The sequence below is a fragment of the Izhakiella australiensis genome, from assembly GCF_002006995.1.
GTDB lineage: Bacteria > Pseudomonadota > Gammaproteobacteria > Enterobacterales > Enterobacteriaceae > Izhakiella > Izhakiella australiensis.
Genome location: NZ_MRUL01000001.1, coordinates 281,574 through 295,300, shown reverse-complemented (window position 1 = coordinate 295,300; position 13,727 = coordinate 281,574). Strand labels below are relative to the sequence as shown.

At 55.5% G+C, this 13,727-nt stretch carries 10 protein-coding genes; 4 read left to right on the top strand and 6 right to left on the bottom strand.

The window, feature by feature from the left end; genetic code table 11:
* Nucleotides 1–15: 15 nt before the first annotated feature.
* Nucleotides 16–1,356, bottom strand: coding sequence for a metalloprotease PmbA (gene pmbA / locus BTJ39_RS01300; RefSeq protein ID WP_078000850.1), 1,341 nt, complete (start codon nucleotides 1,354–1,356; stop codon nucleotides 16–18).
* Nucleotides 1,357–1,472: 116 nt separating this feature from the next.
* On the opposite strand from pmbA, the gene yjgA reads away from it, so the two are divergent.
* Nucleotides 1,473–2,018, top strand: coding sequence for a ribosome biogenesis factor YjgA (gene yjgA, locus BTJ39_RS01295; RefSeq protein ID WP_078000849.1), 546 nt, complete (start codon nucleotides 1,473–1,475; stop codon nucleotides 2,016–2,018).
* Between the two features lie 39 nt (nucleotides 2,019–2,057).
* Here yjgA and mpl read toward each other — a convergent pair whose 3' ends face one another.
* Nucleotides 2,058–3,416, bottom strand: coding sequence for a UDP-N-acetylmuramate:L-alanyl-gamma-D-glutamyl-meso-diaminopimelate ligase (gene mpl / locus BTJ39_RS01290; RefSeq protein WP_078000848.1), 1,359 nt, complete (start codon nucleotides 3,414–3,416; stop codon nucleotides 2,058–2,060).
* 165 nt (nucleotides 3,417–3,581) lie between these two features.
* Here mpl and fbp point away from each other — a divergent pair, with 165 nt between their 5' ends.
* Nucleotides 3,582–4,580, top strand: coding sequence for a class 1 fructose-bisphosphatase (gene fbp, locus BTJ39_RS01285; protein WP_078000847.1), 999 nt, complete (start codon nucleotides 3,582–3,584; stop codon nucleotides 4,578–4,580).
* A gap of 45 nt (nucleotides 4,581–4,625) precedes the next feature.
* Here the strand turns inward: fbp and BTJ39_RS01280 are convergent, their stop codons facing one another.
* Nucleotides 4,626–6,191: a methyl-accepting chemotaxis protein gene (locus tag BTJ39_RS01280; protein ID WP_078000846.1), complete on the bottom strand. Its 1,566-nt coding sequence runs from the start codon at nucleotides 6,189–6,191 to the stop codon at nucleotides 4,626–4,628.
* A gap of 300 nt (nucleotides 6,192–6,491) precedes the next feature.
* Between BTJ39_RS01280 and ppa the strand changes: the two genes are divergently transcribed.
* Together ppa and BTJ39_RS01270 are read left to right on the top strand one after the other, a co-directional pair.
* The gene (ppa, locus tag BTJ39_RS01275; protein ID WP_078000845.1) at nucleotides 6,492–7,022 is read left to right on the top strand and encodes an inorganic diphosphatase; all 531 of its coding nucleotides are present in this window, start codon (nucleotides 6,492–6,494) and stop codon (nucleotides 7,020–7,022) included.
* A gap of 167 nt (nucleotides 7,023–7,189) precedes the next feature.
* Complete coding sequence (locus BTJ39_RS01270; protein ID WP_078000844.1) at nucleotides 7,190–7,573, top strand: lysozyme inhibitor LprI family protein; 384 nt, start codon at nucleotides 7,190–7,192, stop codon at nucleotides 7,571–7,573.
* Between the two features lie 113 nt (nucleotides 7,574–7,686).
* Here the strand turns inward: BTJ39_RS01270 and BTJ39_RS01265 are convergent, their stop codons facing one another.
* Genes BTJ39_RS01265 through tamA form a run of 3 tightly spaced genes read right to left on the bottom strand, consistent with a single transcriptional unit; the run spans nucleotide 7,687 to nucleotide 13,504 of the window.
* Nucleotides 7,687–8,034: a gamma-glutamylcyclotransferase family protein gene (locus BTJ39_RS01265; RefSeq protein ID WP_078000843.1), complete on the bottom strand. Its 348-nt coding sequence runs from the start codon at nucleotides 8,032–8,034 to the stop codon at nucleotides 7,687–7,689.
* A gap of 2 nt (nucleotides 8,035–8,036) precedes the next feature.
* The gene (tamB, locus tag BTJ39_RS01260; RefSeq protein ID WP_078000842.1) at nucleotides 8,037–11,789 is read right to left on the bottom strand and encodes an autotransporter assembly complex protein TamB; all 3,753 of its coding nucleotides are present in this window, start codon (nucleotides 11,787–11,789) and stop codon (nucleotides 8,037–8,039) included.
* Nucleotides 11,786–13,504: an autotransporter assembly complex protein TamA gene (gene tamA, locus BTJ39_RS01255; RefSeq protein WP_176110192.1), complete on the bottom strand. Its 1,719-nt coding sequence runs from the start codon at nucleotides 13,502–13,504 to the stop codon at nucleotides 11,786–11,788. Before tamA ends, tamB begins: the two co-directional genes overlap by 4 nt.
* Nucleotides 13,505–13,727 lie beyond the last annotated feature (223 nt).

Here is a 13,727-nt window from a genome sequence, read left to right as displayed (position 1 = left end):
TTGTGTAAAGAACAGTCATTGTCCGGCGATCTTCATCTCCGGCAGGAGTACGGAACCGCACTGGATATTGCTGCGGGTTTCAATGTCATCGCCGACGGTGACGATATTGCGCCACATATCTTTCAGATTACCGGCAATGGTTATCTCACTGACCGGATACTGAATCTCGCCATTCTCTACCCAAAATCCGGCGGCGCCGCGCGAATAGTCGCCGGTGATGCCGCTTACGCCCTGCCCCATCAGCTCGGTAACGACCAGCCCTTTGCCCATTCTTTTCAGCAAATCATCAAAGCTCTCGCCATGACCGGCGATACGCCAGTTATGGATACCGCCTGCATGTCCGGTACTGGTCAGCCCCAGCTTGCGCGCTGAATAGGAGGTCAGCAGCCAGGTTTGCAGGATGCCGTTTTCCACGATATTACGACGCTGGGTGCGCACGCCTTCGCTGTCGAAAGGGGTCGAAGCCAGCCCTTTTAACAGGTGGGGCTGCTCTTCAATCGTCAGCCATTCCGGCAGAATTTGCTGCCCAAGGTCATCAAGCAGGAAGGTTGCTTTGCGGTAAACGCTGCTGCCGCTGATGGCACCCACCAGGTGGCCAAACAAGCCGGTTGCCGCCTCGGCGGCGAAGATAACCGGCGCTTTCATCGTTGGCAGCTTACGCGGCGCCAGGCGCGACAACGTGCGACGCGCGCACTCCGCACCGACCCATTCCGCTGATTTTAAATCGTCAATAGCACGGCCAATGGTGTAGGCGTAATCACGCTCCATATTGCCATCCTGTTCGGCAATAACGCAGCTGGAGAGCGAATGGCGACTGGAAGCATAGCCCTGCAGCATACCGTGGCTGTTGCCGAATACTTTGACGCCGACGTGGCTGTTAAAGCTGCCGCCTTCGGTATTACTGATACGTTTATCCGCTTGCAGTGCCGCCTGCTCGGCCTCGGCGGCGAGGGCAATGGCTTTATCCGGATCGATCTCCCAGGGATGGAACAGATCGAGATCCGGCGCATCATAGGCCAGTAGCTGCGGATCGGCCGGGCCGGAAAAAGGATCTGCTGAGGTATAGCGCGCAATATCGATTGCCGCCTGTACCGTGCGCTGGATAGCCTCCGGCGTTAAGTCGGTAGACGAAGCGCTACCCTTCCGATTTTGCTGGTAAACCGTAATGCCGAGCGCGCCGTCGCTGTTGAATTCAACGTTTTCAACCTCGCCATAGCGGGTGCTGACGCCAATGCCGGTACTTTTGGTCACCGCGACTTCTGCGGCGTCAGTATGGGATTTCGCAAATTCCAGGGCCTGAGCGACCGCCTGTTCCAGAATTTTACGCTGTTCTGTAACTTGTGAGAGTACTTTCATCGGCCTGCCATATAATGAGACGGAAACTTAATGCTGAGTCTAACAGAGTCAGAGAACAATTTCGCAGTAGCGCGCTAACCTGTTAGCATGTGCCTCTTTTTTAGGGAGCCGCAAAAATGAATAAACAGACTGAAGAATGGCTCGACGAGCTGCCGGATGACGGCCCGGAAGATGAGGATGATGAAATCATCTGGGTCAGCAAAAGCGAGATTAAACGCGACGCCGAGGAGCTAAAGCACCTTGGTGTGGAGATGGTTGAACTGGGCAAAAATAGCCTGGAAAAGCTGCCGCTGGATGAAGAGCTGCGCAGCGCTATTGAACTGGCTCAGCGTATCAAGAAAGAAGGCCGCCGCCGCCAGGTGCAGCTGATTGGTAAGATGCTGCGCCAGCGCGATGTGGAGCCGATTCGTCAGGCGCTGGACAAGCTGAAAAATCGCCATAATCAGCAGGTGGCGCTGTTTCACAAGCTGGAAGCGCTACGCGACCGCCTGATCGAACAGGGTGACGATGCGCTGCCGGACGTGCTGGCACTCTATCCCGACGCTGACCGCCAGCAGCTGCGCGCGCTGATCCGCAATGCGCAGAAAGAGAAAACCAGCAACAAGCCGCCGAAAGCGGCGCGCCAGATTTTTCAGTATCTACGCGAGCTGGCGGAAGCCTGACAGGCCGGGCGGCACGCCGCCCGCCATGACGCTTTATGGCTATTTCGCCAGACGCGCCAGCAGCTTCTGGTGAATGCCGCCAAAGCCGCCGTTGCTCATTACCAGAATATTGTCTCCCGGCTGCGCGGTCTTAGCGATCATTTCAACCAGCGTATCAACGTCGGCGCTCCAGTGGGCTGGCTGAACGCAATCTTCAGCAACCTCAGAAACCTGCCAGGGAATATGGTGCGGCTGAAACAAAAAGACCTCATCAGCACGTCCCAGCGAAGGCGCCAGGTCGTCTTTGCTGACGCCCATTTTCATGGTATTGGAGCGCGGTTCCAGTACCGCCAGAATGCGCGCCGTACCGCCGACTTTGCTGCGCAGAGCCGCCAGGGTGGCGAGGATCGCGGTGGGATGATGGGCGAAATCATCGTACACGTTGATCTCATTGACGCTGCCGCGCAATTCAAGACGACGGCGGGCGTTAATAAAGCTTCCGAGCGCGCGACCGGCATCTTCCGGCTTCACGCCGACATGGCGGGCAGCCGCAATCGCCATCAGGCCATTGTGCATATTATGCTCGCCCACCAGATCCCAGTTAACTTCGGCTACCCATTCACCGTCCAGCTTTACCTGCCAGGCTGAGGCATCCGCCGTCAGTTTTTCCGCCTGCCAGTGGCCGTGCTCGCCGCCGACCATCTCCTGCTCGCTCCAGCAGCCCATGGCGATGACCTGCTTGATGTTAGCGTCATTCTCCGGCAGCAAAATGCGGCCCTGGCCCGGTACAATACGCACCAGATGATGAAACTGTTTCTGAATAGCTTTCAGATCGTCAAAGATATCCGCGTGATCGAATTCCAGGTTATTCAGAATCAGCGTACGCGGGCAGTAATGCACAAATTTGGAACGCTTATCGAAAAAGGCGCTGTCGTATTCGTCCGCCTCAATCACAAAGAATGGGCTTTTTCCTAAAGTGGCCGACACCTCAAAATTACCCGGCACCCCGCCGATAATAAATCCGGGCTCGTAACCACAGGCCTGTAAAATCCAGGCCGCCATGCCCGCAGTGGTGGTTTTACCGTGGGTTCCGGCCACCGCAAGCACCCAACGATCGCGCAGCACAAAATCATGCAGCCACTGGGGACCGGACATATACGGAATATTGCGCTCCAGCACTGCTTCGACGCAGGGATTACCGCGCGTCATCGCATTGCCGATGATCACCAGGTCCGGCGCGGGATCGAGCTGGCTTGCCTCGTAGCCCTGGATTAAATCAATGCCTTGCTTTTCCAGCAGCGTGCTCATAGGCGGATAAACATTTGCATCTGAGCCTACCACTTCATGGCCCTGCGCCCGTGCCAGCATCGCCAGCCCGCCCATGAAGGTGCCACAGATGCCAAGGATATGAATACGCATAGAAGATCCATTCTCAAAATAAGTACGCGCATAGTGTAGCGTCCCCGTGACGATGAAGAAACGGATTTAGCCTATAGCCTTTGCCATTCAATCCGCTAAACTGCCCGGGTATGTTGAAGCATATTGTAAATGCTGCCCCTCAAACATAGATTCAGGGATTGTGTTATGAAAACGTTAGGCGAATTTATCGTCGAGAAGCAACACGACTTTCCTCACGCCACCGGCGAACTGACCGCGTTGATTTCCGCTATCAAGCTGGGCGCCAAAATTATCCATCGCGACATCAATAAAGCAGGATTGGTTGATATCCTTGGTGCTAATGGTGAGGAGAACATTCAGGGCGAACAGCAGATGAAGCTGGACCTGTTTGCTAATGAGAAGCTCAAAGCCGCCTTGAAAGCACGCGGTATCGTCGCTGGCATCGCCTCTGAAGAAGAAGATGAGATTGTTATTTTTGAAGGCGTTGAAAACGGCAAGTATGTGGTGCTGATGGATCCGCTGGATGGCTCTTCCAATATCGATGTTAACGTCTCAGTCGGCACAATCTTTTCCATCTATCGCCGGATTACCCCGCCGGGCACCCCGGTTACCAAAGAGGATTTCCTGCAACCCGGCAGCGCCCAGGTCGCAGCAGGCTATGTGGTTTACGGATCCTCAACCATGCTGGTTTATACCACCGGCTGCGGCGTACACGCCTTTACCTATGATCCGTCACTCGGGGTGTTCTGCCTCAGCCAGGAGCAAATGCGCTATCCGGCGAAGGGTAAAACCTACTCGATTAACGAAGGCAACTACATCCGTTTCCCGCAGGGCGTGAAAAAGTATCTGAAATTCTGTCAGGAAGAGGATAAAAGCACCGATCGCCCCTATACCACGCGCTATATCGGCTCGCTGGTAGCGGATTTCCATCGCAACCTGTTAAAGGGCGGCATTTATCTTTATCCCAGCACCGCCAGCCACCCCACCGGTAAGCTGCGCCTGCTGTATGAATGCAACCCGATGGCTTTCCTCGCAGAACAGGCGGGCGGTAAAGCCAGCGATGGCGCACGCCGTATTCTGGATCTGCAACCGCAGGAGCTGCACGAACGCTGCCCGTTCTTCGTTGGCAATCAGCATATGGTTGATGACGTCGAACGCTTCCTGCGCGAGTTTCCGGACAACTAAGCGCCTTCCGGTACGGGACTAAGCCCGTACCGGATCTATTTCCCGTCAGCCAACTGTATTCAGCTTAAAGACCGCCATGGTGGTCACCAGCTGCTGCGATTGTTCTTCCAGCGACTGGGTAGCTGACGCGGCCTCTTCAACCAGCGACGCATTTTGCTGCGCGGCTTCATCCATCTGGGTTACCGCCAGGTTGATCTGCTCAATACCGCGACTTTGTTCCTGCGAGGCGCTGGAAATCTCTTTCATCAGACGCGTTACCATAGAAACTTCACTGGCTATATCCCCCATCGTCTGACCTGCTTTACCGGCCATATCCGCCCCCTCGCTGACGCGCGTCTGCGACTCGCTGATAAGCGTGCGAATCTCTTTGGCGGCGGTCGCGCTGCGCTGCGCCAGAGTGCGAACTTCATTAGCGACCACGGCAAACCCGCGCCCCTGCTCGCCAGCGCGAGCCGCTTCAACGGAGGCATTCAGCGCCAGAATATTAGTCTGGAAAGCAATGCCGTCGATAACCTCCAGAATATTACCAATCCGGTTGGCGCTATCGGTAATCTCGCGCATCTTATCGATAACTGAACTGACCACGTCGGCGCCCCGCTCGGCGGTAACCGAGACGTTAGACGCCAGCATGTCCGCTTGCTGAGCGTTGGAGGCGTTCTGCTTAACGGTGGCGGTCAGTTGCTCCATGCTGGCAGCGGTCTGTTCCAGCGAGGCGGCAGACTCTTCGGTACGCTGCGACAAATTCAGGTTCCCCGCCGCCAGCTCACGGCTGCCGACATCGATTTGCATACTGGCGTCGCGCACCCGGCTGACAGATTGCTCCAGTGCCTGCTGCATGCCGGCCAGCGCGCTGTTAAGGCGCCCAAGCTCGTTGTTACCAGCCTCGGGGTTCGGCTGAGTCAGGTCGCCGGCAGCCACGTGCTCCAGATGCACAATTGCCCGATTCAGCGGCTTAAGCAGCATAACGCGCAGCGCCAGCCAGGCCATCACCACCAGCACAATGCTGAGCGCCAGGCTAACGCCGATAAGCAGCGTCATTTGCCGCTGATTGCTGTGCGCACGCTCAAGCCCGTCATTAGAAACCTGATTGGCATAGTCGCCAAAGCTGTTCACTGCTTTGGCGTAGGCGGCATTGAGCGGGGTAAGCTTGCTTTCCAGTACCTGATAATATTCATCGGTGTGCTGATCCAGCGCGGCTTTAAGCATCGGCTGAATGCCATTGGCAACATAGGCCTGATAGCTTCTGTCGATATCCCGGGCCAGCTTGCTGCCCTGCGCAGTTACCGCGCCTGCCGCAATAAAATTTTTGTGCTGCTTGTCCGCTTCATCGATATAAGCCCCTGCGCGTTTAGCATCCTCCAGCGCCTCATCAACCAGCCCCATCTCCAGACGGTGAATGGACAATGCCGCCGCAGTACGGGCGCGCAGCATAGCGATATTACTCTGGTAAAGACTGTTTAACTCAACGCCCTGGATACGGTTTAAAACATTTAACGAGGCGTTGCTTTGCTGTATTGCCATAATTCCCAGCACGCTGACGCTCAACAGCAGCAGCGTCATGATGGTCAATAGCACCAACAATCCTGACCTTAGTGATATTTTGTTTAGCATAATTATTCTTTTCTCCGATGCGGCGACGCAAGACACACAAAATAAGCTCTCAGGTTATCGGCAATAGTTTCGCCAAATTTATGTTTGATGCTGAAATTTTGAAAATGCGCCGGCGCCTGATCCGCTGATGTTTGCACAGCGACGAAAATCCGCCGGCGACCCGACAGGAGATACCGCCATGACTTATCAGGTTAATGCTCGCGATCATGGAGCAATCTGAAAGCGCAAAAAGGGGAGATACTTTCACTACTGGTTGGCTATAATGAGCGTCACTTTTGAGACTGCGTAAAGGAATTTATCATGAGCTTGAACCAGGTACCCGCGGGTAAAGACCTGCCAGAAGATATCTACGTTGTTATTGAAATCCCGGCAAACGCGGATCCGATTAAATACGAAGTGGATAAAGAGTCCGGCGCCCTGTTCGTTGACCGTTTCATGTCTACCGCCATGTTCTACCCGTGCAACTACGGCTATATCAATCACACCCTTTCGCTGGATGGCGACCCGGTTGATGTGCTGGTCCCCACCCCGTATCCACTGCAGCCAGGCTCAGTGATCCGCTGCCGTCCGGTTGGCGTGTTAAAAATGACCGACGAGTCCGGCGAAGACGCCAAGCTGGTTGCCGTTCCGCACACCAAGCTCTCTAAAGAGTACGATCACATTAAAGACGTTAACGACCTGCCAGAGCTGCTGCGTGCGCAGATCACCCACTTCTTTGAACATTACAAAGACCTGGAAAAAGGTAAATGGGTCAAAGTTGATGGCTGGGATAACGTAGAAGCGGCAAAAGCAGAAATCGTTTCTTCTTTTGAGCGCGCGGCAAAAAAATAAGCCTGCCCGCTGAGTAAAAAAGCCGCGCTACGACGCGGCTTTTTTATTGCCTGATTATCGGCACAGCGCTTCATGCAGGTGCCTGACGAGAGAGATAAATACCCCAGGTCTCTACATCTACGCCTATAATAATCACGCATCTTTTTGCTAAAACTGAGGGACTGATTATGCAAAAACTGATTATTGCGTCCTTGCTTTTTCTGCCCGTAGCGCCGGCGCTGGCGGTGGATTGCGCTAATGCCACCACCCAGGCAGATATGAATCAATGCGCCAACGAGGACTATAAAAAAGCCGATGGCGAGCTGAACACAACCTATAAACAAGCGCTCAAGGCAACGTCGGGTAAGCAAAAATCGCTACTGCAGGCGGCCCAGAAAAAATGGATTGAGTATCGTGATGCCGACTGTAATTTCCAGACCTTCAAATCGAAGGACGGAACGGTCTGGCCAATGAACGTCTCTGCCTGCCTGCAAGATAAAACGCAGCAGCGAACCAAAGAGCTGAAAAGCATGCTCAACTGCCCTGAGGGCGATGTCAGCTGCCCGCTGTGAAAACAAGGTAGCTAAAACGGCAATAAAAAAGCCGCTCTCTGGCCCCCTCAGGTTGAGTACATTCAACGTTGACGGATATTCAGAACAGCGGCTTTTTCTTGTCGCGCTACAGGTTAATCTTCTTTATCACGCTGCACCCAGTTGCCGCTGACGATGCGCTTACGCCCCGCCACCGGACGCTGATAAACATAAAGCCAGGCGGACCCGTAAGGGGTTGCTGTCAGCTCGCGCTTATATTCCCCCCCTTTACTGCGCAGCGCATCAAGCTCCGCCAGCGTTGTCGCATCGATGCGATACACCTCGCAGTAGACTTTACCCGTCCCTTTAATCACCCCCGGATAATGGCCAAGACTATAGAGTTCATAGCCGTCGATAACGTGATCGCCAAGCCATTGCCCGTTAGTCATCCAGTGGCTGTTCCCCTGCTCACGCCGTAAACTGCCGTAGACAATAATTCGCATTGCTAGAACTCGAACTGATAGAGCACATCAAGTGCCTGGTCAAGGCCAGAGACCGCTTCCAGATAAAGTTTAGGCATCAGCCGATAACGTAATGTCAGCGTTGCCAGAGAATCAAATATGCCAACACCGTATTTAACCTGCAAGCCCGGAAGTACATAACCGCTCACCTGAACCTGCTGACTATCCCCGACGCCGGTGGTATCCAGCGCCAGATTGCTGACGCCAAATGTTTCACCAATTTTACCCATAACCTGCCCACTCTGCGCAACCCCTAACCCGATCAGCGCGGAGGTAACGGCGCTATCCCCACCGCTGCTGTCAAGTCCCTGCCCGCGCAGCAGGTAAGAAAGCGCCTCCTGCTGCGACATCGCCGGGTCCGAGAAAACTTCGGCTTTCGGCTGGTCCGCAGGGCCGGTTACCCGCAGTCCGGCGGTGACATCGTTTTCTGTCGCCTCCGGATTGCGGATAGCTTCAATGTTCAGGTAAGGCTGATCGGGCGGCCCGGCAAATTGCAATTCACCTTTTCGAATAATCAAATCCTGACCGTAGGCGTGGAAACGCCCTTCCGGAATATTGATCTGACCGTTCAGACCCAGCCCCTGGCGATCCTGTACCAACTTCAGGTCGCCGTTGAGCTTAGCCTTCAGGCCAAAAGCGTTCAGGCGCACATCTTTGCCGACGTGGATAACCAGGTTGCTGTTGATCGGAATCGAGGTGGTTTTCGGCGCGATCGGCTGCAGATTTTTGTCCAGCATCACCTCATCGGGCGAGACGCCTACGGCGCTCGGCGGCACATCCTGCACGGTAATCCGCGCCCAGGGAATATCCACCCTGCCGTTCAGATTCAGTAACTCCGGCGTGGCTTCAAATACCAGGTCCGGCGAGACATCCATGCGCACCATTGGCGGCACCGTTACGCGGATCCTGTCGCCTTTAGCGGCAACGCGCGCACGCCAGGCGTTAAGATTGCTCCAGTCGGCGCTGCCGTTCAGATTAAGCTGCCCTTTCGCGGTACGCAGCAGCCCTTCCAGCGTCGAATCCATGCCGTTGAACTGCACGTTAAGGTTGGCGGCTTTCAGATCGACCGGCATAAAGCTGGCATCGACCCGCCCATCGCGCAGTCCCAGCTGGCCAAACACCTGCGGACGCTGAAGGTTACCCCCCAGCCGAAGCTGGCTATTGACCACGCCGCTGACCGATTCACCCTGCATCAACGCCGGATTAAACATCGCCAGCGACAGATTCTTGATGTTGACGTTGCCGGCGAGGTTGCGCCTGCCCTGCGGATCGTCAATCTGTACGTTTCCGTCCAGCTGACCGTTTTTAGCAATGCGTATCAGCCAGTCGAGCTGCGCATGATTTTTGTGCAATCCGGCGTTCAGGTTCAGCGTATCAAAAGCGATCGGCAGCACATTGCCCTGCACGTTTTGCGCAACCTTAACACCGTTACCTTTCAGCGAAACCTGCCCTTCCGGCAGCCCGCCGCCGGGCTTCCAGCTAACTTCAGCGTTGCCGTTGAACACGCCGGAAAGCTGAGTGTCATCGCCCAGGAAGGGCTTTAACATCGCCAGGTCGAAGCGCTTCAGGTCGATACGGGCATGGCCGGCGGGGCCCGCTTCGATAGTTTGCGGCACGCAAAGCTCGGCATCCGGATTCTGCCAGCAGTGCGGTCCAATACTTATGGTCTGTTTTTTATTGAGATAATCCAGTGCGATCGCCCGCGTCAGACGCCATTCACCCACCGGCGTGTCAAAGCGGGTATTGTTCAGCGTGCCGGTCCAGCGCTCGGCGGCGCGATCGAAGCTGCCGTTAAGTGCCAGCTGGCCAGAGACCGGTTTCCCTTTTATTACCAGCTTCAGCTGATGCTGTTTTTCATTGCCCTCGGCGTTTAGCGTCAGATTACTGATATCCAGCGCATCCTGCTTGATTTGTTCGACCTGGAGCGCCAGCTTGCCCTGAATCTGATCGCTGGACATGACGTCGCCGTCGAGCTTAACGCGGGCGATGTGCAGCTGCTGCCAGCGCAGATTACGCGCGGTCAGATTAGCCAGCAGCTGCGGTTTTTTCAGATCGCCACGTGCTTTAATGCTGCCCTCAGCCGTGCCGCCAAGACCCGGCAGCGCATTATCCAGACGAGGCGCATCAATAGTGGCGTCCAGCGCCAGCTTGTCTTTCAACGCCCCTTTCACATCAATGTGGTTCGGCCCCAGGGCAATCTTAATGCCGGGGATCTCCCACTGATTGTAGCTGTTGCCGTACAGGGAGCCCTGCACCTTCACCGCGTTTTGCTTCACGTTGCCGTTAAGGGCCAGCTCCGGCACCCGAACCTGCCAGCTGCCGCCATACAGGCTGCCGCGAGTGGTGATTTTTCCATCCAGCCTGGCCGGCCAGTCGGGATACTGCTTCGCGGTGTTTATACCCTGTACGGTGAGCTCGCTACGCCAGCTGATGGACTTACTCCAGTCGACCAGCGCGTTAAGATCGACGTTCCCCTGCAAAGCGGCAACGTGCAGCTTGTCCAGATTAAACTGACTCAGGTTGCCTTTACCATTCAGGTTAACGGTCGCAGGGGGAATGTCAGCGCCGCTTATCGCCGCTTTCAGTGTTGTTTTGTAATCGGTGGCCTTGCCGTCAACGTTGAAAGCAAAGTTATCAACCTGATATTGCGTCTTCCCAGTCAGCGGCCAGCGCAAGCGTGGACTTGCGATCGCCAGCTTCAGCGGCAGTCCGGGCGTGGCCAGCTCCGTTTGTCCTTGCAGCTGCGCGTCCAGCGGGCCGGAGAGGTTCAGCGCCAGCTTCAGCTGCTTGCGCATCGCGCCGCCCAGGGTCATCTTCAGCTTTTCGCCTTTCAGCGGCGCGATATTGACCGTGCCGTTCAGGGTCATATCCAGCGGCCAGTCGCCGCTCAGCTGCGCCTGACCGCTGGCGTTTACCAGCCCCATAGAAGAATCCACGTCCAGCGTGGTCAACTGCAAGTGGCGGTCGGTGGTTTGCGCTTTGATCTCTACCCGGTTTATCGTCAGGTCGCTACCGCCGGTAACCCGCAGCTGCTCGCCCAGAATTTGCTGAACGTTGATATCCAACGGCAAACGGAAATCGGGCAGATCGGGCAGCAGCGGCTTCGCGAACAGCGCGTTCAGCTGCTCGCCCAGCGGCGCTTCAGCGTCAGGCTTTGTTGGCGGCGCCGGTGCGGGCGCCGGCGTTTTTGGCAGCGCCACCAGCAGGCTTTGAATATGTGTAGGCGTCAGCGTCAGCGCGCGCTCCTGCCAGGCCATGCCGGAGCTAAAGTCCGCCAGTGAAATCGCTGTATCATCCACCTTTACATTGACGTTATGCAGCGCCAGCCGGGTGAGGGTTAATGGCCAGGGCGTGCGAATTTCACCGCTGCTTTCCTGCTTATCTTCTGGCGCCGGCGCGGCCGGTGCCAGCTTTTTGCTATCAACGGTGACGTCAACATCGCTTAACGATAAGTCATTGATGCAAAATGCGCTGTGCTTCAGGCAGCTCAGGTTTACCGCCAGATGAAAACGACCAACGGAGGCGCTAACGCCGGGCATGTCATAACGCAGGTTGCTGACGGTCAGATCGCGCCATCCCCCCTCTACCTTCTGCACCGAGAGGCCGGGAACCCAGCGATTGGCGGCATTAAACAGCATATGCAGCCCTGGCGTCGTACCAATCAAAAACGCCACGCTGCCCAGCAGTAGCACCAGCAAAATCACCATGCCGATCAGGACCTTTTTCCACCAACTCATAGCTCAGGCCCCAGACCAATATAAAATTGCAGGTTATGGTTATCATCATCGCCAATCGGCCGGGCGATATCGAGTTTTATCGGCCCTACCGGGGATTGCCAGCGCACGCCAACACCGGCGCCGGTTTTGAAATTGCTCTGCTTGATATCACTTACCGCTTCACCGGAGTCAATAAATACCGCGCCCCACCACTTGCCGGTCACATTGTATTGATATTCAAGGGAGCCGGTCGCCAGTTTAGACGCACCGGTGAGCTTGCCATCGGCATCGCGCGGAGAGATGCCTTTATATTTGTAACCACGGATGCTGCGATCGCCGCCGGCGAAGAAGCGCAGATCCGGCGGCACCCGATCGAAATCGCTGGTTTCGATCCAGCCGAGATTGCCGCGTACCACAAAGCGATTTTTCTCACCGAGAGTACGGATCCATACGTTTGATGCTTGCAGCACAAGGAAGTTTATATCCGACGCCCAGCTGGTGTTGGAAACATCGACCGAGTAACGCTGGGAATCACCCCAGGTTGGCATCAGCCCGCCGCGCGAGCGGGTGCGGTTAACGCTAACGCCGGGATAAATCAGCATGGTGGTGTTGGTGACGTTACCCTGGGTAAAGTGATCGAGGCTCCAGCGCAGGTTGATAGCCCGCTGCCAGCCGCTGGAGGATTCCCAATAGCGCGAGGCGGCCAGCGTTGACGAATCGGCACGGGTGTCGTTCAGATCGGTACGCTTCAGGCCGCCCTGCAGCAGGTAGTATTGCTCCAACGGGCTTTTCAGCAGCGGAATTTTATAGCTGAAATCGAGCTGCTGCTCCGGCGCGGAAATATTGGCGCTGGTAGTAAAGCTATGGCCCCGCGAGTTAACCCACGGACGCTTCCATGTCGCCTTAACCCGAGGCCCGACGTCGGTTGAGTAGCCGACCCCGGTTTCGATAGTATTTTCGGTGCGCGGCGTGAGAACGCCGTCAAGCGGCAATATTTTACTCTCGCGGGATTTGTCAAAATCAGGTGCAACCACCACGGAATTAAACCAGCCGGTTGCCGAAAGCCGACGGTTCAGCTCGGCGAGATCCGCAGAGTTGTAATAGTCACCTTTGTGAAACGGCACCAGGTTCTGCAAATAGCGGTTATCAATTTGCGAACCTTCAAAGGTCACATCGCCAAAGCGATAGCGCTGGCCGCTGTCGTAATCAATATCCCAAAACGCCTCTTCACGCGGCACCGAAACGCCCAGCTCGCTTTTCAGATATTGGGCATCGAAATAGCCCTTTCGTAGCGATAAATTATTGAGTGACGATTTGAAATTGTCGTAAGTGCCGTGATTAAGAATCGTGCCTTTTTTCGGCTGCCCTGTACTGACCAGTTTCTGAAAATCTTCATCCTGGCGGGCGCCGCCGCGTATAATAACCGTCGTTCCGGCAATACGAACCGGCGTGCCAGGATTAACCCTGGCATGCAGAACCTGGCGCTTACCGCCTGCCGGTGGAGGGCTAAGCTGAAAACTAATGTCGGGTTCGTAGTAGCCCAACGCTTTCAGCCCCTGCTTAATCGCCTCGCTAACGCGAGCGCGGAAGCGACCGTCTGGCGCCACCTCATCATTACCGATGGTGGAAAGACGCGCTCTGACGTTTTTTTCTAATTCCCCGGATAACCCTTCAACCTGCAAACGGACAGGCGCCGCCTGCACAGGGGACGCTGCCGCCAGCACCAGACAGCACATGCAATACACATAAATTCGTGGCACGCTTACTCCTGTTATCGTCGCCAGCCCCGTTCGGGGATAAATCTTATATTTACTCGCAATTTACAGCGGCGTGCGGCAATGATAACTGCCCCAACAGGTGGTAAATTAAATTAAATTTCAGCAGTTGAGACAATATCCAGTGATGCAATAAAGTCAAATTTGCTCTCTATTGTGGTCAAAGTGAAGGCGTGAAACAACC